Here is an 18,617-nt window from a genome sequence, read left to right as displayed (position 1 = left end):
CCGATCAGCTTCGCCTGCCCATCCTTCTGCTTGCCCGTGCGCGCCTCGCTGATCAACCCCGGTATCAGCTTGCCCTCCGGCAGATTCTTCCAGAACCGGCTGGGCAAATGCCCTTCCATCACTTTGGGGTTCAACCGCGCCGGGTTGAAGATATGGCTGTAATAGGTCAGCCACATCGCGCTGTGTGGGTCTTCGATATTCTGCGCCAATTGTTGCCATGCTTCAGGGCACTGGCGTTGATGAATCAACTGCTCACCGTCGTAATACACACCGTCCAAGGGCGTTGCGATCATCCAGCGATGGCGGCCCATGCGCCCGACAAAATGCTGGCTGGCGGACTTCAAGATGTCATGGGCCGGCTCATGCCACGCCACATACTCCGGCAGTTGCGGCCCAGCCTCTGCTGGCAAGGCAATAAACCGTACAAACGCATGCAGGTGATGGGCCTCGCGGCTGACCTGTTTGATGCGCCGCTGTAACTCACTGCCCAACTTGTCCCCGGCCAGCATCGCGGTGCGGTCGCCATGGCTGACACGCCACAACACCTCATACAACAGGCTCCAACGCTGATCACCGTGGTAACACGCGGCCGATTCCAACAACTCCAGCAACGCCTTGGGGATTCGTGCCTGAAACGGCCCGAGCTGCTCAGGCACAGGCACGTCCGTGGCAAACAGGTCCGCCACTTCGGCCTCGCCCCAGCTCACCTGGCTGGGGTCGACCTGATGGCTGAGCAGCCAGCGCGCCTGCTCGCGCCAGGTGCTGAAGAGGTTGTCGCATTCCAGGCTGATCATCCCCACAGCCCCATCTGTTGCGGCTGCGGGCGGTCGCGCAGTTGCTCGCGCAGCAACACGCTGGTGCTGTCCGCCTGTTGCGGGTGGTAGTCGCTGGTGATGAAAAACGGCTTGGCCTTGGCCAGCACGCAACGCATGCGCGCCAGGTCTTCAAAGCGAATTTTGCGTTCGCGGCGCAGGTCGACCAGGCGCTGGGTGGTGCGCAGGCCAATGCCGGGGATACGCGCGATCAACGTGGGTTCGGCGCGGTTCAGGTCCAGCGGGAACACCTCGCGGTGCTCCAGCGCCCACGCCAGCTTGGGGTCGATATCCAGCGCCAGATGGCCAGGGCCTTCAAACAGTTCAGTGGCGCTGAAGCCGTAACTGCGCAACAGAAAGTCGGCCTGGTACAAGCGGTGTTCACGCATCAGCGGCGGCGCGGCCAGCGGCACACTTTTCGGGCTGTTGGGGATGGGGCTGAACGCCGAGTAATACACGCGCCGCAGCTTGTAGTTGCCATACAGCGCCTCGGCACCGTGCAGGATGGTGCTGTCGTCGGTGTCATCGGCGCCGACGATCATCTGCGTGCTCTGCCCCGCTGGCGCAAAACGCGGTGCGCGCGGCTCGTTGAACACCGTCTGCTCGCCGGTGTAGATGGTCTGCATGGCTTGCTTGATCGAGCCGATCTGCTTCTCCGGCGCCAGGGCTTGCAGGCTGGCGTCGGTGGGCAACTCGATGTTCACGCTGAGGCGATCGGCATAACGCCCGGCTTCGGCGATCAGCGCAGGGTCGGCTTCGGGAATGGTCTTGAGGTGGATGTAACCGCGAAAGTCATGCTCTTCGCGCAACAGTTTGGCGACCCGAACCAACTGCTCCATGGTGTAGTCGGCCGAACGGATGATGCCGGAGCTGAGAAACAGCCCGCTGACGCAATTGCGTTTGTAGAAGTCCAGGGTCAGGGTAACCACCTCCTCCGGGCTGAAACGCGCACGGGGCACGTCGCTGGAGCGGCGGTTGACGCAGTATTGGCAGTCGTACAGGCAGAAATTGGTGAGCAACACCTTGAGCAACGACACACAACGCCCGTCCGGCGTGTAGCTGTGGCAAATGCCCATGCCATCGGTAGAACCCAGCCCGGCCTTGCCCTCGGAGCTGCGCTTGGGCGCGCCACTGCTGGCGCAGGAAGCGTCGTACTTGGCGGCGTCGGCGAGGATGCTGAGTTTTTCGATCAACTGCATGAAGGGCTACCGATACTGGTTTTTTGTACAGTACCAATAGCCCGACGTTGTCACAAGTGCCGTCTGTAGGAGCGCGCCTTTTGTGGCGAGGGAGCTTGCTCCCGCTGGGCTGCGAAGCGGCCCCAAAAACGTGCGGGCGCTACGCACCCGAGCGGGAGCAAGCTCCCTCGCCACAGTAATCAGCTGGCAGTGGCCAGCAGTAAATCCTGCACCGAGCGCGCCTTGCCACGGTGACGATCGTTTTCATACAACGAGGCGGCAATCTCATCGGCCCGAATCGGCAGTACCGACAGCAAGGTGTCGCTCAAACCATGGCTGGCCTGGCTGAACCCCTGGATATAGATACCGGCCTTGCAGCGCTCGTCGGTGACGATCCGATAGTCGCGGGCCACTTCGAAGTCGCCCATATAGGCTTGCAGGGGCGCCAGCAGTTCGCGGTGCATCTGGCGCTCATAGCCGGTGGCCAGGATCACCGCGTCGTAATGGCTCACGCTGGTGTCGCCGTTGGCGTTGTTGCGCAGCACCAGTTCGATGCCCAGCGGCCCGGCCGTGGCTTGCTCGACCACGGTCATGGTGCGGAAGGCCTGGCGGTTGATACCGGAGACTTTCTGGCGGTAAAAAATCCCGTAGATGCGCTCGATCAGGTCCAGGTCGACCACCGAATAGTTGGTGTTCTGGTACTCGGCCACCAGGCGCTCACGCTCGGCGCCGACTTGCTGGAACACCAGGTCGGTAAAGGCCGGCGAGAACACTTCGTTGACGAATGGGCTGTCGTCCGCCGGTTTGAGCGCCGAACCGCGCAGGATCATGTCCACCTGCACCGACGGGAAGCTGTCGTTGAGGTCGATAAAGGCTTCGGCCGCGCTCTGCCCGCCGCCGATGATGGCAATGCGCATAGGCTTGCCGTCCACGCACGGCTGCTGGGCCATGCGCTCGAGGTATTGGGAATGGTGAAACACCCGGCCGTCGTCCTTGAGCGCCTTGAACGCCTCCGGCACACGTGGCGTGCCGCCGGCGCTGACCACCACCGAACGGGTGGTGCGCACATGCTGTTCGCCCTGGGCATCACGGGAAATTACGCGCAACGCTTCAACCTGCTGCTGGTGCAGGATCGGCTCGATGGCCAGCACTTCCTCGCCATACCGCGCCTGGGCCTGGAACTGCCCGGCGACCCAGCGCAGGTAGTCGTTGTACTCCATGCGGCACGGATAGAAAGTGCCCAGGTTGATGAAGTCCACCAAACGGTCGTGGGCCTTCAGGTAGTTGACGAACGAGTACGGGCTGGTGGGGTTGCGCAGCGTCACCAGATCCTTGAGGAACGAAATCTGCAGTTCGCTCTGGGTGACCAGGGTATTGCCGTGCCAGCGGTAGTCGGCCTGCTTGTCGAGAAACACCACGTCCAGTTTGCCCTGGGCTTTTTCACGCTCCTGCAGGGCGATGGCCAGCGCCAGGTTCGAAGGGCCGAAACCGATCCCGATCAGATCGTGAACCGCGGGCGAAGCAATTGCCTGTGTCATTCCAGTGTCCTCTGGATAAGCCCCTTGGCGGTGGGGCGGGAATACCTGCAAAGCCTGAACAACAGGCCATGTGTTGATAGGAAACGAGGACAATGAAATAAAATTTAACTGATCTGTGATCAGTGCGCGTCCCACTCACGCATGCGCACCCGGCAATGCTTCATGGCGTTGACGATATGTTTTTCCACCAGGCTGCGGGAAATGCTCAGGCGCTCGGCGATCTGCGGGTGAGAAAGGCCGTCGAGCTTGCGCAGCAGGAAGCTGTCGCGGCAGGCGCTGGGCAGCTCGGCCAGGGCACGTTCGAGCAGGGCCAGGCGCTGGGCCTGATCGTGGCTGGCGTGGGGCGAACTGGTGGCGAAGCGTTCTTCGCTGTCCAGCACCTCCAGCGGCTCGGACTGGCGCAAGGCATTGCGCCGATGGCCGTCGATCACCAGGTTCAGCGCAGTACGGTACAAAAACGCGCGCGGCTGTTCGATCGGCGTGTCGCTGGCGCGCTCCAGTACTCGCACGTAGGCGTCATGCACCACATCTTCGGCCACCTGACGGTTGCCCAGCTTGGCGTTGAGGAAACACACCAGCTCGCGATAGTAGTTTTCCAACATGACTCCCGACCGTCTGGGGGGACGGCATCAGTTCCTTGAGTGCTTACGAAGACAGGCCATGGATGATGGCAGTTTGAGTGCGTGCAATTTATAGTAATTCTCATCTACTTTTAAAGAAGTCTTGCATCAACCGTCGATTTTTTTATTCGACAGAGCTGTTACTACCTATGTAAGCGCCTAAATCGTCGGGCAATTTTCTCGTATAACTGTCAGCCCTCCGCTAACTGCGGTCCACACTTCCCGGCTGGAACCAACGCATGAAACGCCCTCGCCCCGCCCGACGCGCCCTGCTGGTTGTCGCGTGCCTGATTCCCATCGTTGCCCTGGCGGCCTGGCAGATACTGCCGCCGGGCCGCGACAGCCTCGCCACTGTCACCGTCACTCGCGGCAATATCGAAAACAGCGTCACGGCGCTGGGCACCCTGCAACCACGCCGGTATGTCGATGTGGGCGCACAGGCATCCGGGCAGATCCGCAAGATCCATGTCGAGGCCGGTGACCAGGTCAAAGAAGGCCAGTTGCTGGTCGAAATCGACCCGGCCACGCAGCAGGCCAAGCTCGATGCCAGCCGCTATGCCATCGACAACCTCAAGGCCCAGTTGCAGGAGCAGAAAGCCCAGCACCAACTGGCGCGCCAGAAATACCAGCGCCAGCAACGCCTGGTGGCCGGCAACGCCACCCGCGAAGAAGACGTGCAAACCGCCAAGGCCGAGCTGAGTGCCACCCAGGCACGGGTCGACATGTTTCAGGCGCAGATCCGCCAGGCCCAGGCCAGCTTGCGCAGCGACGAGGCCGAATTGGGCTATACACGCATCTTCGCGCCGATGAGCGGCACGGTGGTGGCGGTGGATGCGCGGGTCGGCCAGACCCTCAACGCCCAGCAGCAGACCCCGTTGATCCTGCGTATCGCCAAGTTGTCGCCGATGACCGTATGGGCCGAGGTCTCCGAAGCCGACATCGGCCACGTCAAACCCGGCATGACCGCCTATTTCACCACGCTCAGCGGCGGCGGCCGGCGCTGGACCAGTACCGTGCGCCAGATCCTGCCGATCCCGCCCAAGCCCCTGAATGAAACCAGCCAGGGCAACGGCAGCCCCAGCAGCACCAGCAAAAGCGGGAGCGGCCGCGTGGTGCTCTACACCGTGCTGCTGGATGTGGACAACGCCGACAATGCCCTGATGGCCGAAATGACCACCCAAGTTTTTTTCGTCGCCAGCCAGGTCAAGGATGTGCTCACCGTGCCGGTTGCGGCCTTGCTCGGCAGCCACGGCAGCGATAAACAGACCGCCCACGTCGTGGCCAAAAACGGCTCAATCGAAGAACGCGACGTGCGCCTGGGCATCAGTGACCGTTTGCGCGTCGAAGTGTTGGACGGCCTCAGCGAGGGCGACCACGTGTTGATCGGCCCAGCCGACGGCAATGGGGGTTGAGTTGACCACGCCGCTGATCGAACTCAAAAACATCCGCAAATCCTACGGCGGCGGTGACAGCCCGCAGGTCGACGTGTTGCGCGGCATCGACCTGTCGATCCACGCCGGGGAGTTCGTCGCCATTGTCGGCGCCTCCGGCTCCGGCAAGTCCACGCTGATGAATATCCTCGGCTGCCTCGACCGCCCTTCCGAGGGCGACTACCTGTTCGCCGGCGAAAACGTCGCGCACCTGGGTAGCGACGAACTGGCCTGGCTGCGCCGCGAGGCCTTTGGGTTTGTGTTCCAGGGCTACCACCTGATTCCGTCCGGTTCGGCCCAGGAAAACGTCGAGATGCCGGCGATCTATGCCGGCATCAGCGCCACCGAGCGGCATGCCCGCGCCAAGGCCCTGCTCACGCGCCTGGGCCTGGCCGACCGCACCGCCAACCGCCCGCACCAACTCTCCGGCGGCCAGCAGCAACGGGTGTCGATCGCCCGCGCACTGATGAACGGCGGGCATATCATCCTCGCCGACGAACCCACCGGCGCCCTCGACAGCCACAGCGGCGCCGAGGTGATGACGCTACTGGACGAACTGGCGAGCCAGGGCCATGTGGTGATCCTGATTACCCACGACCGCGAAGTCGCGGCGCGGGCCAACCGCATCATCGAGATTCGTGACGGCCAGATCATCAGCGACTCGGCGCACAGTGACACCCATGTACCGGTCACGGCCAACAGCGACGCGCTGCAAGCCGTCGACCTGCGCCAGCGCCTGGCCGACGGTGCCGAGCACAACGGTGCCTGGAAAGCCGAACTGCTCGATGCGGTCCGCGCGGCCTGGCGAGTGATGTGGATCAATCGTTTTCGCACCGCGCTGACGCTGCTGGGGATCGTGATTGGCGTGGCGTCCGTGGTGGTGATGCTGGCCGTCGGCGAAGGCAGCAAGCGCCAGGTGATGGCGCAGATGGGCGCGTTCGGCTCCAATATCATTTACCTCAGCGGCTCCTCGCCCAACCCGCGCACGCCGCCGGGTATCGTGACCCTCAACGATGTCGCGGCACTGGCGATGTTGCCCCAGGTCAAGCGCATCATGCCGGTCAACGGCAACGACGCGGGGGTTCGCTTTGGCAACCTGGATTACCTGGCCTATGTGGGTGGCAACGACGTCAACTTCCCCGAGATTTTCAACTGGCCGGTGGTCGAGGGCAGCTATTTCACCCAGGAAGACGAGCGCGCCGGCGCCACCGTCGCGGTCATCGGCCACCGTATCCGCGAAAAGCTGTTCAAAAACGTCGCCAGCCCGATCGGCCAATACATCCTGATCGAAAACGTGCCTTTCCAGGTCATCGGCGTCCTCGCCGAAAAAGGCTCCGCCTCCGGCAATAAAGACAGCGATGACCGGGTCGCCATCCCGTATACCGCCGCCAGCGTGCGCCTGTTCGGCACTTATAACCCCGAATACGTGGCGATTGCCGCCGCCGATGCGCGCAAGGTCCATGAGGCTGAAATGGCCATTGATCAACTGATGCTCAAGCTGCACAACGGTAAACGTGACTACCAGTTGACCAACAACGCCGCGATGATCCAGGCCGAAGCCCGCACGGCCAACACGCTGTCGCTGATGCTCGGTTCGATTGCGGCGATTTCCCTGCTGGTGGGCGGGATCGGTGTAATGAACATCATGCTGATGACCGTGCGTGAACGCACCCGCGAAATAGGCATTCGCATGGCCACCGGCGCGCGCCAGCGCGACATCCTGCGCCAGTTCCTCACCGAGGCGGTGATGCTCTCGGTAGTCGGCGGCCTGTTCGGCATCGCCCTCGCGCTGCTGGTGGGCGGCGTGCTGGTACTGGCCGAGGTGGCGGTGCAATTTTCCCTGGTGGCGGTGTTTGGCGCGTTTGGCTGTGCGCTGGTCACCGGTGTCGTATTCGGCTTTATGCCGGCCCGTAAAGCTGCCCGGCTCGATCCGGTTAAGGCGTTGACCAGTGAATAAACGATCTTCCCTGCTGGGCGTGTGCCTGTTGCTCAACGCCTGTACCGGCAACCCGCCGAGCGTCGACAGCGGCCTCGCGCCGCCGCCCGCCTGGCAGTACGCCGAACGCGATGCCACGCAGGCGACCAACCAACGCTGGTGGACACACTTCGGCAGCCCGCCGCTCAACCGCCTGATCGACCAGGCGCGACGCGACAGTTATGACGTGGCCGCCGCCATGGCACGCGTGCGCCAGGCCCAGGCGAGTGCGGTAATTGCCGGGGCGCCGTTGTTACCTGAGGTCAAGTTCAACCTCACCGCCAGCCGTGAAAAACTGCTGCGCGGCAGCGGCAATGCCTCCTTGGACGCCACCGACAGCAACAAGACCGTCGACAGTTTCGGTGCCAACCTCTCAGCCAGCTATGAACTGGACTTCTGGGGCGGCCGCGTTGCCGCCCGCGACAGCGCCCTGCAAAGCCTGCGCGCCAGTGAGTTCGACCAGGCCACCGTGGAGCTGACCCTGCTCAGCAACGTCGCCGACCGCTACGCGCAAACCCTCGCCGCGCAGCAACGCCAGCAGATCGCCGAGCTGAACCTGGCCAATGCGCGCAACGTGCTGGACCTGGTGCAAACCCGCTACAGCGCAGGCTCCGCCACCGCCCTGGAGCTGGCCCAACAGAAAAGCCTGGTGGCCGGCCAACAACGGCAATTGCCGCTGATTGCGCAAGTGGCCGAAGAATCGCGGATCACCCTCGCCGCCCTGCTCGGTCAACCCGTACAAGCCCTGGACCTGGGCACCGAGCCGTTCCAGGCGCTGACCTGGCCAAGCATTGGCCCCGGCGTGCCGAGCCAATTGCTCAGTCGTCGCCCCGACCTGGCCCGCGCCGAGGCGCAACTGGCGGCGGCCAGTGCCGACGTCACGGTGGCACGCGCAGCGATGCTGCCCAGCGTAACCTTGGGCGCGACAGTTGGCTCCGGTGCCTATAAGGCCGAAGACATCCTGCGCAGCCCGTTCTACAACCTGACCTCGGGGCTGGTCGCGCCGATCTTCAACAATGGCCGATTAAGCGCCGAGCGCGACAAGGCTCGCGCCCGCCAGGATGAACTGCTGCAAACCTATCGCGGTGCGATCATCAACGGCTTTGCCGATGTGGAGAAAGCCCTCAGCAGCATCACGCGCCTGGACCAGCAACGCCAATGGCAGGCCGAGGAGCTGCAACAGGCCCAGGCCGCCTTCCAGATCTCCGAGAGCCGCTATCAGGCAGGCGCCGAGGACTTGCTGACGGTGCTGGAAACCCAACGCACCTTGTATGCGGCCCAAGACTCGAACGTGCAACTGCGGCTGTCGCGTCTGCAAGCCAGCATTGCCTTGTACAAAGCGCTGGGCGGCGGCTGGGATACGCAGATCCGACAATAAAACTGTAAACTCCTACACAAAGCGTTTATTCGCCCTACATTCTTCGACCCTGGGTCCTTGGTAAAAAAGCCGTCCTCATACGGCAGCCCGGACCCTCCTGATGAAACCCAGCGTTCTGGTAAAAAACCTGGCGTGTATCGGCCTCTGGCTGATCGCCGGCCAGGCGTTGCCCGAGCCGCTGATCGCGCCGACCGCGATTGACTGGCTGCTGGATTGCCCCTTCCCCGCCCAGGAGCGGCCGGACCCCGAAGTGCTGGAACGCACCCAATGCGCCAGTGTGAATGTGCCCCGCGACTATGCCGCGCCCAAACGCGGCAGTGTGCGCCTGGCCCTGACCCGCGTGGGCGCCCGCCAGCCGCTCAGCCGTGAAGGTGTGGTGTTTATCCAGGGTGGCGAGCCGCCAAAGGGCCAAGGCGCAACCTTCGCCCTGCACCTGACCAGCCGTTGGGAGTCCTATGCTACACAGGCCTATCGCACCTTGACCAACCGCTATGACGTGATCGAACTGAGCCCCCGTGACCTGAGCCAGCCCAGCGGCGTAGAGCAAGCGGCGCGTGATATGGAGTATGTGCGCGCCCAACTCGGCGAGGCCCAGCTCAATTACCTCGGCAACGCGCAGGCCACCCGCCTCGGCAGCCGCTATGCCGCGCTGTTTCCCGAGCGCGTCGCACGCATGGTGCTGGTCAATGCCGAGCAGGCCGAGCCGGTCGCTGCCGGCATCGAGCAATTGCTGCTCAAAGAGCCAGCCCGGCCTGGCACCGCCGCCGGGTGCATTAACCGCTGGGTCGGCGATTTTCTCGTATTCGGCAAACAGCCGCCCGCGTCCACACGCTGCCTCGACCTCGGCAGCTGGGAATAACCCGCGCATTTGCGACCACTTCAGGCCGAAAACGACACCTTGCGTTGACGCTCCGGCTCAATCGTTATTAAGTGCTATTAATCCGCATTAATAGGATCAATAGAACAGCATGCTCAGCCGCCCGCTACGACGCAAACGCCAGAAGCTTTCCGATGTGATTGTCGAGTCGGTCAAACGCTCGATCGTCACCGACGCGCTCAAGCCCGGCGACCGCCTGCCTACCGAGCGCGAGCTGATGGAAAGCTTCCAGTGCTCCAAAGGCTCGGCCCGTGAAGCGCTCAAGGCCCTGGAAGTGGAAGGTCTGGTGAGTACACGCACCGGCCCCAGTGGTGGCGCCTACCTGAACCAGGCCGGCACTGAACCGGCCAGCCGCGCGTTGCGTAACTACCTGCACTTCCAGCACCTGGATGGCGAGCAGGTGTACCAACTGCGCAAGGTCATCGAGGTAGAACTGGCAGTATCGGTGCTGGGTCGCTTGAGCGAAGACGACTATCAAGCCCTGCAAGACAACGTAGATTTTTGCAGCGCCCCCGAAGACAGCGAAGCCGGCCAGCGCGAACAGCGCCTGGCGGAACTGGAGTTCCACAACCTGTTGGCCAAGGCCTGCCCCAACCCGCTGCTGAGCTTTATGGCGCAGTTTCTCAACGACTTGTTGCGCGACCTGGTGGTGCTGAAAAAAGCCTACAAGCCCAAGCGCAAACAATTTGACGCGGCCAACCTGGACTATCACAAGCAGTTGCTGCTGGCCTTTCGCGCCGGTGATGAAACGGCCGTGCGCAACCTGATGCATGAACATATGTGCGACGCCGAACACCACATGACGGCGCTGGAAGGCGAGGTCAGCCCGCACTTTTTGCTGGAGTTTGATCATAGCTGAGGCGCACCCCATCCCAATATGAAAACCCAATCAATGTGGGAGCTGGCTTGCCTGCGATGCGGGCGCCTCGGTGTATCAGTTGAACCTGACTGATGCCATCGCAGGCAAGCCAGCTCCCACACTTGAGCCGGTTCCAACCGTTACACCGTTTCACCCAATTCAATAACAGGCCTGCCCACAGGCCCTTGCTCCACCGTATCGCCCTTGCCGCTCCTGCCAATAACTAAACCAGGGAGTCACCCCATGCAGCGTCGTACGTTGTTGAAAGCCAGTCTTACCGCCGCAGCCGCGCTCAGCCTTCCGCTGAGTGTGCGCTCTGCATTCGCCGCCGAGCCTTTTACCTTTTACGGCCTCAAGTCCATGTCCGGCGCGTTTGCCAGCTATGGCAAGTTTGCCGACATGGGTTCGCGCCTGGCGGTGGAACAGCACCCCGAGTTGCTCGGCCGCCCGCTCAACTACAAGGTCATCGACACCGAAGGCAATGCCGGCAAAGCCGTGCGCAAGGTCCAGGAAGCGATCCAGCAGGACGGCGCGCGGTTCTTCCAGGGCTGCACGTTGTCGTCCTCCGCGCTGGCGGTGGCCAAGGAAGTCGACAAGGTCGGCGGCGTGTTCATGACCCCGGTGGGCGCCGATGAAGTCACCGGCAAAGACTGCAACAAGGCGACCTTCCGCTGGTCGGTGCCCACCTACGGCGCCATCCGCGAAACCATGCTGCCGCTGATCAAGCTGCTGCCCAACGCCAAGCGCTGGTACACCATCACCCCGCAGTACGTGTTTGGCGAAGCCTTGCTCGAAGGCGCGAAAACCGTGCTCAAAGACAACGGGCTGGAACACGTCGGCAACAGCTACCACTCATTGCAGGAACAGGAATTCTCCGGCTACCTGACCAACGCCATCGCCGCCAAACCCGATGTGCTGGTACTGCTCAACTTCGGCAGCCAGTCGTCCAACACCCTGCGCCAGGCGGTGAACTTCGGTATCAAGGAGCGCATGAAAGTGCTGCTGGTATGGTCTGCCGGGCTCGACCAGTTCCAGGAACTGGGCAGCGACGTGCTCGAAGGCGTGTACCTCGGCGCCCAGTATTGGCACCAGGTCGACACCCCGCTCAACCGTGAACTGGTCAAGCTCACTCAAGCCAAATACGGCATCAACCCCACCTACCCGCTGGCGGCTGATTACATCAGCACCAAAGTCATGCTGGAAACCATCATCAGCACCGGCAGCTTCGACGGCCCGACCGTGGCCAAAGCCCTGCAAGGCTTGAGCTACGAAGGCCCGACCGGCAAGGAGTCGATCCGCGCCGGCGACCATCAGGTGATCAAGGATTACTACCTGCTGATCGGCAAAGCCACCGGCGACATGGCCGACAAGGACGACCTGGCCAAGGTGCTCAGCGCCGGGCAATCGTTCCCGCCGGTCGAGGCGACGGGCTGCACGCTCGCCTGATCCTCTGAATTGCTTAGCGCAGGGCCGCGCGAGCGGCTGCCTGCCGAGGGTTTCTGCATGCTTAATCTTTACCTGTTCCAGATCCTCAACGGCCTTGGGTTGGGGATGATCTACTTCCTGATCGCGGTCGGGCTGACGATCATTTTCGGCCTGCTCAACTTCGTCAACTTCGCCCACGGCGCGTTCTTTCTGCTGGGTGCGTACATCTGCTACAACGCCGTAAGCCTCACCGGCAACTTCTGGCTGGCGCTGCTGATCGCGCCGCTGGTGGTGGCCGCGCTGGCGTGGGTGATCGAGCGATTATTGATCCAGCGGATTTACCACTTGCCACACATGTTCCAGATTCTGGTGACCCTGGGGATCGCGCTGATCATCCAGGAAGCCAGCGTGATGATCTGGGGCCCGGTGGGCAAAAGTGTCGCCGTGCCTGAACTGCTGCGCGGCGTGCTGGTGGTGGGCGATTTCGTCTACCCCTACTACCGCCTGTTTCTCATCGTGTTTTCCGCGCTGATCGGCCTGGCCTTGTGGCTGCTGCTGGAGCGCACGCGCTTCGGCGCCCTGGTACGCGCCGGCAGTGAAAGCACCGAAACCGTGTCGCTGCTGGGCACCAATATCTTCCGTCTGTTTTCCATGACCTTTGCCCTTGGCGTGGCCCTGGCCGGTGTCGCGGGTGTGCTGTTTGCACCGTTGCGCGGCGCGCAACCCTTTGTCGGCCCGGAGATCCTCGGCGTGGCCTTCGTGGTGGTGGTGATCGGCGGCATGGGTTCGTTCAGCGGCGCGCTGGTCGGCGGTTTACTGGTGGGCGTGGTGCAAAGCCTGATGACCACATTCTGGCCCCAAGGCGCGAGCCTGATGATCTACGGCGCGATGGCCGTGGTGATTCTGGTGCGCCCTTACGGCCTGTTCGGGAGAGCCTGACATGAGCGAGAAAAACCCCCTGCCGTTTGCCAAAACCCAATCCAAAGCCATGTTGCTGTGGGTGCTGGCGGTGCTGATCGGCTTGCCGTTGATTCTACCCTCGGCCACCCTGGCCACCGAGATCCTGATCTTTGCCCTGGCCGCGCTGGCCTGCAACCTGTTGCTGGGCTACACCGGGCTGTTGTCGTTCGGCCAAGGCATCTTCTTTGGTGCCGGTGCGTATTGCGCGGCGCTGCTGATGATCCACTTGCAACTGGGCTTGTTCACCGCGTTGCTCGGCGCCGCCCTTGCCGGCGGTTTCCTGGCGTTTCTGGTCGGTGCGCTGGCAATCCGGCGCACCGGCATTTACTTCGTGATGCTCACATTGGCGTTCAGCCAGATGGCCTACTTCGTCGCCTACACCTTGAGCGACTGGACCGGCGGCGACAACGGCCTGCTCAGCGTGCCGCGCCCGGAGATCCGTCTCGGTGACACCGTGCTGCTGTCGCTGGCCGATGCCCGGGTGTTCTATGGCTTTGTCGCGGTGCTGTTCCTGCTGATCTTTATCGGCGCGCGCCGAGTGATCGCCTCGCCATTTGGCAGCACCTTGATGGCGATCCGCGAAAACGAAACCCGCGCCTCGGCCATCGGCTATGACACGCGCCACTTCAAGATCCTGGTGTTCGTGCTGTCCGGCGCGGTCACCGGCATCGCCGGGGCGCTGTACGCGATGCTGCTGCACTTTGTGCCGCTGTCGAACATCGACCTGGCGATGTCCGAGAACATCCTGATCATGACCATCGTCGGCGGCACCGGCTCGCTGTTCGGCTCATTGCTGGGCGCAGGCTCCATCGTGCTGTTGGGGGACTTCCTCTCCGACCTGTGGCCACGCTGGCTGATGCTGCTGGGTGTGATCCTGATCTTTGTGGTGATCTTCATGCGCGGCGGCTTGTGGGGCGGCCTCGCATCGTTGTTCGAACGGGTACGCGGCAGTCGCAAGACCGCCATCGTCGCCAAGGAGGAAGGGCTATGAGCATCCTGCTGGAAACCAAAGACCTGGAACTGGCCTATGGCGCGTTCCATGCGGTCAACGGCGTCAACCTCAAGGTCGAAGCCGGCACCATTCACACCATCATCGGCCCTAACGGCGCGGGTAAGACCAGCCTGTTTCACTGCCTCACAGGCGAGCGCCAGGCCACCGCCGGGGCGATTCATTTTGACGGCAAGAACCTGATACGCAAACCGGCCCACGGCCGTGTGGGCCTGGGCATGGCGCGCTCGTTCCAGCTCACCAGCCTGTTCCAGAACCTCAGCGTGCGCGAGAACCTGCGCCTGGCCGCCCAAGGCCGCGACGGCGCACGTGCGCTGAACTTCTGGCGCCGCGTCGACAGCAAGCGCGAGCACCTGGAGATGGCCGATCAAGTCCTCGAACGCCTGCAACTGACCCGTCGCGCCGACACCCTGGCGGGCGAGTTGTCCCACGGCCAGCAACGCGTGCTGGAGGTGGGCATGTCGATTTGCTCCAAACCCAAACTGCTGATGCTCGACGAACCGACGTCGGGCATGGGCATCGATGACATTCCGATCATGACCCAGCTGATCAGCGACCTCGGCCGCGACCACACGGTGCTGTTGATCGAACACAACATGAGCATTGTCATGTCCATCAGCCAACGCATCACCGTGATGAGTCACGGGCAGATTCTGGTGGAAGGCACGCCGGAATTCGTGCGTGCCGATGAGCGTGTGCGTACGGCTTATCTTGGGGAGGCTGCCTGATGCTGATTGTCGAGAATATCCATTCCTACTATGACAAGAGCCATGTGTTGGAAGGCGTGTCGCTGACCGTCAACCCCGGTGAACTGGTGACGCTGCTGGGCCGAAATGGCGCGGGCAAGACCACCACGCTGCGCAGCATCCTCGGGATTATTTGCCCGCGCCAGGGCCAGATTCACTTCAACGGCCAGGCGTTGGTGGGCCAGAAGATCTTTGAAATCGCCCGTCAGGGCTTGGCGCTGGTGCCGGAGAACCGCGGGATTTTCCGCCTGCTGACGGTCGAGGAAAACCTGCGTATCGCCGTGCGCAAGACCAGCCGCTGGCAACTCGAAGACGTGTACGGCATGTTCCCGCGCCTCAAGGAACGGCGTAAAAACGCCGGCCACGCACTGTCCGGCGGCGAGCAACAGATGCTCGCCATCGCCCGCGCGCTGCTCAACGACCCCAAGCTGCTGATCCTCGACGAACCCACCGAAGGCCTGGCGCCGGTGATCGTTGACGAGCTGGTGAAAATCCTGCGCAAGGTCAAGGACGACGGCCTGCCGGTGTTGCTGGTGGAACAGAACCTGATGGTCTGCGACAAGCTCGCCGACCGCCATTACGTGCTCGAACAGGGCCGCGTCGTATACGAGGGCAGCGCCGCTGACTTCCGCGCCGACCCGACCATCAAGAACCGCTACCTGGCCCTGAGTGCCTGACCGGAGATTTGCACATGAATAGTTTTGCGCAACCGCTCAAGAGCAATGCCCCGTTGATCAACCGCGACCGCTTGTGGCAATCGTTGATGGACCTGGCTCAGCTCGGCGCTACGGTCAAAGGCGGCGTGTGCCGCCTGGCGCTCACCGACCTCGACCGCCAGGCCCGCGACCTGTTTGTGCAATGGTGCGAGGCCGCCGGGTGCAGTGTCAATGTCGATGCCATTGGCAATATCTTTGCGCGGCGTGCCGGACGCAATCCCGCCCTGCCCCCGGTGATGACCGGCAGCCATATCGACACGCAGCCCACCGGCGGCAAGTTCGATGGCTGCTACGGCGTGATGGCCGGGCTGGAAGTGATCCGCACCTTGAATGACCTGAATATCCAGACCCTGGCCCCCATCGAGGTGGTGGTGTGGACCAACGAAGAAGGCTCGCGCTTCCCGCCGTGCATGATGGGTTCCGGGGTGTTTGCCGGCAAGTTCGACTTGCAGGACACCCTCGACAAACTCGATGACCAAGGCCTGTCCGTGGGCGCCGAATTGCAGCGCATCGGCTACGCCGGCTCCCGCGCGGTGCTCGGCCACCCGGTCGGCGCATATTTCGAGGCGCACATCGAGCAAGGCCCGGTGCTGGAAGACCGCGCCACCACCATCGGTGTGGTCATGGGTTGCCTCGGCCAGAAATGGTTCGACCTGACCCTTACCGGCGTCGAAGCCCACGCCGGCCCAACGCCCATGCACCTGCGCAAGGACGCCCTGGTAGGCGCCGCCGAAGTGGTCAGCGCGGTCAACCGCATCGCCCATCAACAGCAACCCCACGCCTGCGGCACGGTCGGTTGCCTGAACCTGCACCCCGGCTCGCGCAATGTGATTCCAGGCCAGGTGCACATGACCATCGACCTGCGCCACCTGCATGCCGATAAGCTGCAAACCATGGTCGATGAAGTGCGCAGCGTGATCGAAGCCACCTGCGCCCGGCATGGCCTGACCTTTGAACTGACGCCCACCGCCGACTTCCCGCCGCTGGACTTCAACCCAGCCTGCGTCAACGCCGTGCGTGACGGTGCGCAGGCATTGGGCTTGAGCCATATGGACATCGTCAGTGGCGCCGGGCATGACGCGATTTTCGTCGCCGAACTCGGCCCGGCCGGGATGATCTTTGTGCCGTGCGAAGGCGGCATCAGCCATAACGAAATCGAAAACGCCGCGCCGGATGACCTGGCGGCGGGCTGCGCGGTGCTGCTGCGCGCCATGGTCAACGCGGCGCAGGGAGAGGTGGCATGAGTGAGATTGGCCAACTGACGGCGGTGCAACTGCTGCAGCATTTTCGCGACAAGACCCTGTCACCGGTAGACGTCACTGAAGACGCTCTGCTGCGGATCGAGCGCTATAACCCGGTGGTGAACGCCTATTGTCACGTAGACCCTGAAGGCGCATTGAACGCTGCGCGGGCCTCGGAACAACGCTGGTTGAAAGGTGAACCCTGCGGCGCACTGGACGGCGTGCCTGCCTCGATCAAAGACCTGACGCTGACCATTGGCATGCCCACCCGCAAGGGTTCGCGCACCTCCTCTGCCGACGGGCCGTGGGATGTGGATGCGCCCTTCTCGGCTTTTATGCGCAAAGCCGGCGCGGTGCTGCTAGGTAAAACCACCACGCCGGAATTCGGTTGGAAAGGCGTCACCGACAACCCGCTGTACGGCATCACGCGCAACCCGTGGGACACGCGCACCACAGCGGGCGGTTCGTCGGGTGGCGCCGGTGCGGCGGCGGCGCTGAACCTGGGCGTGCTGCACCAGGGCAGCGATGCCGGTGGCTCGATCCGCATTCCCTGTGCGTTCACCGGTACGTTCGGCATCAAGCCAACTTTCGGGTATGTGCCGCAGTGGCCGGCCAGTTCCATGACGATTTTGTCGCACCTGGGGCCGATGACCCGCACGGTGGAAGACACGGTGCTGATGCTGCAAACCGTGGCCCAACCGGATGCGCGTGATGGCCTGATCGGGGCGCCGCGCCATACGCCGTGGTTGTCGGGCGCTACGGATTTGAAGGGTTTACGCGTGGCCTATAGCCCTACGTTCGGGTATGTGGACGTGGACCCGCAGGTGGCCAAAGTGGTCGCCCAGGCGGTTGAGGGTTTGGTACAGCTGGGGGCGCATGTCGAGCAGATCGACCCAGGTTTCAGCGACCCGCTGGAGGTATTCAGCACCTTGTGGGCAGCCGGTGCGGCTCGCCTCACGGGTTCCATGAGTGATGCGCAAAAACAATTGCTGGACCCTGGTTTGCTGCGTATTGCCGAACACGGCCAGCAGTTGAGCCTCGGCGATTTTAACGACGCCCTTGAAGCCCGTGCGGCGTTGGTGGCGAGGATGGCGGCGTTTCATGAGCATTACGATGTGCTGGTCTCGCCGATGATGCCGATTACAGCGTTTGCAGCTGGGCATAATGTGCCGCCGAGTTCGTCGATGAAAGCGTGGATGGAGTGGACGCCGTTTACTTATCCCTTCAATTTGACGCAGCAACCGGCAGCTTCGGTGCCCTGCGGGTTGGCAGCGAATGGTTTGCCGGTGGGCTTGCATGTGGTGGCTGCGCGGTTTGCGGATGAGCAGGTGTTGAGGGTGTGTCAGGCCTATGCCAAAGCCTTTCCTACTGAACACCTTGAAGCACCGCGGGTGCTCTGAACCCTGCATGTGCGGTCGCATCCGGCTTATAATCCGCGCTTCATTTTTTGTTGCGCGGGTTGTTTTAGATGCTATTTACAAGGACTTTTATGGCGAGTGCAGTGCTCGCCGTCCTGCCGGTTATGGTCCATGCCACAGCGTTGGACTTGAGCTACGAAGCGCCTGTGCTTGAGGCGGTGCCACACGATGCACCGGCGACGGCGAAATCGTTGTTCCCGGTTCAGACCCAGGCGCCGGTGACGTTTGAGTACAAGTGCAAGGGGCCGCGTTGTCAGTATGAGGATGACCTGGAGCAGCGGCACGAAGACCAGACCACGCAGAGTTGGTCCATCGGTATTCACTAGGGTTCGGCCTGCCTTGGGCTGAAATGCAATCATCAACTGTGGGAGCTGGCTTGCCTGCGGTAGCGGTTTGGCGGGGGGGGTTGGTCGGGGTACATATCCATTGCTGCGG

17 protein-coding genes are annotated in these 18,617 nt (G+C 62.7%); 13 read left to right on the top strand and 4 right to left on the bottom strand.

From position 1 onward, the window contains the following. The 4 genes from HX790_RS27660 to HX790_RS27645 all read right to left on the bottom strand — a co-directional run. A partial coding sequence (locus HX790_RS27660; protein ID WP_176992530.1) for a TIGR03915 family putative DNA repair protein occupies positions 1–794 on the bottom strand: 794 nt, incomplete at its 3' end. Then, entirely contained in the window at positions 791–2,011 is a 1,221-nt protein-coding gene (locus tag HX790_RS27655) for a putative DNA modification/repair radical SAM protein (RefSeq protein WP_176992529.1), read from the bottom strand. The genes HX790_RS27660 and HX790_RS27655, both read right to left, overlap by 4 nt. A gap of 179 nt (positions 2,012–2,190) precedes the next feature. Beyond that, a complete protein-coding gene (locus tag HX790_RS27650) occupies positions 2,191–3,528 on the bottom strand; it encodes a lysine N(6)-hydroxylase/L-ornithine N(5)-oxygenase family protein (RefSeq protein ID WP_017136267.1) in 1,338 nt (445 codons plus the stop codon). Positions 3,529–3,647: 119 nt separating this feature from the next. Continuing rightward, entirely contained in the window at positions 3,648–4,130 is a 483-nt protein-coding gene (locus tag HX790_RS27645) for a sigma-70 family RNA polymerase sigma factor (protein ID WP_017136268.1), read from the bottom strand. A 257-nt stretch (positions 4,131–4,387) separates the two neighbouring features. On the opposite strand from HX790_RS27645, the gene HX790_RS27640 reads away from it, so the two are divergent. The 13 genes from HX790_RS27640 (at position 4,388) to HX790_RS27580 (ending at position 18,508) form a co-directional block, all read left to right on the top strand. After that, a complete protein-coding gene (locus HX790_RS27640; RefSeq protein ID WP_017136269.1) occupies positions 4,388–5,560 on the top strand; it encodes an efflux RND transporter periplasmic adaptor subunit in 1,173 nt (390 codons plus the stop codon). Beyond that, complete coding sequence (locus tag HX790_RS27635) at positions 5,550–7,535, top strand: MacB family efflux pump subunit (RefSeq protein ID WP_143521907.1); 1,986 nt, start codon at positions 5,550–5,552, stop codon at positions 7,533–7,535. The genes HX790_RS27640 and HX790_RS27635 overlap by 11 nt, the downstream gene beginning before the upstream one ends. Then, on the top strand, positions 7,528–8,931 hold the full coding sequence (locus HX790_RS27630; protein WP_017136271.1) for an efflux transporter outer membrane subunit: 1,404 nt from the start codon (positions 7,528–7,530) through the stop codon (positions 8,929–8,931). The genes HX790_RS27635 and HX790_RS27630 overlap by 8 nt, the downstream gene beginning before the upstream one ends. Positions 8,932–9,031: 100 nt before the next feature. Beyond that, the gene (locus HX790_RS27625) at positions 9,032–9,790 is read left to right on the top strand and encodes an alpha/beta fold hydrolase (protein ID WP_017136272.1); all 759 of its coding nucleotides are present in this window, start codon (positions 9,032–9,034) and stop codon (positions 9,788–9,790) included. Between the two features lie 109 nt (positions 9,791–9,899). Further along, positions 9,900–10,667, top strand: a complete 768-nt coding sequence (locus HX790_RS27620) for a FadR/GntR family transcriptional regulator (RefSeq protein ID WP_017136273.1) — start codon at positions 9,900–9,902, stop codon at positions 10,665–10,667. Positions 10,668–10,910: 243 nt separating this feature from the next. Then, a complete protein-coding gene (locus tag HX790_RS27615) occupies positions 10,911–12,113 on the top strand; it encodes an ABC transporter substrate-binding protein (protein ID WP_176992528.1) in 1,203 nt (400 codons plus the stop codon). A gap of 57 nt (positions 12,114–12,170) precedes the next feature. Further along, the gene (locus HX790_RS27610) at positions 12,171–13,031 is read left to right on the top strand and encodes a branched-chain amino acid ABC transporter permease (RefSeq protein WP_176992527.1); all 861 of its coding nucleotides are present in this window, start codon (positions 12,171–12,173) and stop codon (positions 13,029–13,031) included. A 1-nt stretch (position 13,032) separates the two neighbouring features. Continuing rightward, the gene (locus HX790_RS27605) at positions 13,033–14,043 is read left to right on the top strand and encodes a branched-chain amino acid ABC transporter permease (RefSeq protein WP_176992526.1); all 1,011 of its coding nucleotides are present in this window, start codon (positions 13,033–13,035) and stop codon (positions 14,041–14,043) included. After that, the gene (locus HX790_RS27600) at positions 14,040–14,789 is read left to right on the top strand and encodes an ABC transporter ATP-binding protein (protein ID WP_017136277.1); all 750 of its coding nucleotides are present in this window, start codon (positions 14,040–14,042) and stop codon (positions 14,787–14,789) included. The genes HX790_RS27605 and HX790_RS27600 overlap by 4 nt, the downstream gene beginning before the upstream one ends. Further along, the gene (locus tag HX790_RS27595) at positions 14,789–15,484 is read left to right on the top strand and encodes an ABC transporter ATP-binding protein (RefSeq protein ID WP_017136278.1); all 696 of its coding nucleotides are present in this window, start codon (positions 14,789–14,791) and stop codon (positions 15,482–15,484) included. Before HX790_RS27600 ends, HX790_RS27595 begins: the two co-directional genes overlap by 1 nt. A gap of 14 nt (positions 15,485–15,498) precedes the next feature. Next, positions 15,499–16,767, top strand: a complete 1,269-nt coding sequence (locus tag HX790_RS27590; protein WP_176992525.1) for a Zn-dependent hydrolase — start codon at positions 15,499–15,501, stop codon at positions 16,765–16,767. Then, on the top strand, positions 16,764–18,164 hold the full coding sequence (locus HX790_RS27585; RefSeq protein ID WP_176992524.1) for an amidase: 1,401 nt from the start codon (positions 16,764–16,766) through the stop codon (positions 18,162–18,164). The genes HX790_RS27590 and HX790_RS27585 overlap by 4 nt, the downstream gene beginning before the upstream one ends. 89 nt (positions 18,165–18,253) lie before the next feature. Continuing rightward, positions 18,254–18,508 carry a hypothetical protein gene (locus HX790_RS27580; RefSeq protein ID WP_017136281.1) on the top strand — a complete coding sequence of 85 codons (255 nt, stop codon included), beginning with the start codon at positions 18,254–18,256 and terminating at the stop codon, positions 18,506–18,508. Positions 18,509–18,617: the final 109 nt, after the last annotated feature.

The sequence above is a fragment of the Pseudomonas sp. IPO3747 genome, assembly GCF_013385245.1.
GTDB lineage: Bacteria > Pseudomonadota > Gammaproteobacteria > Pseudomonadales > Pseudomonadaceae > Aquipseudomonas > Aquipseudomonas edaphica.
This window is presented reverse-complemented; position numbering and strand designations above follow the sequence as displayed.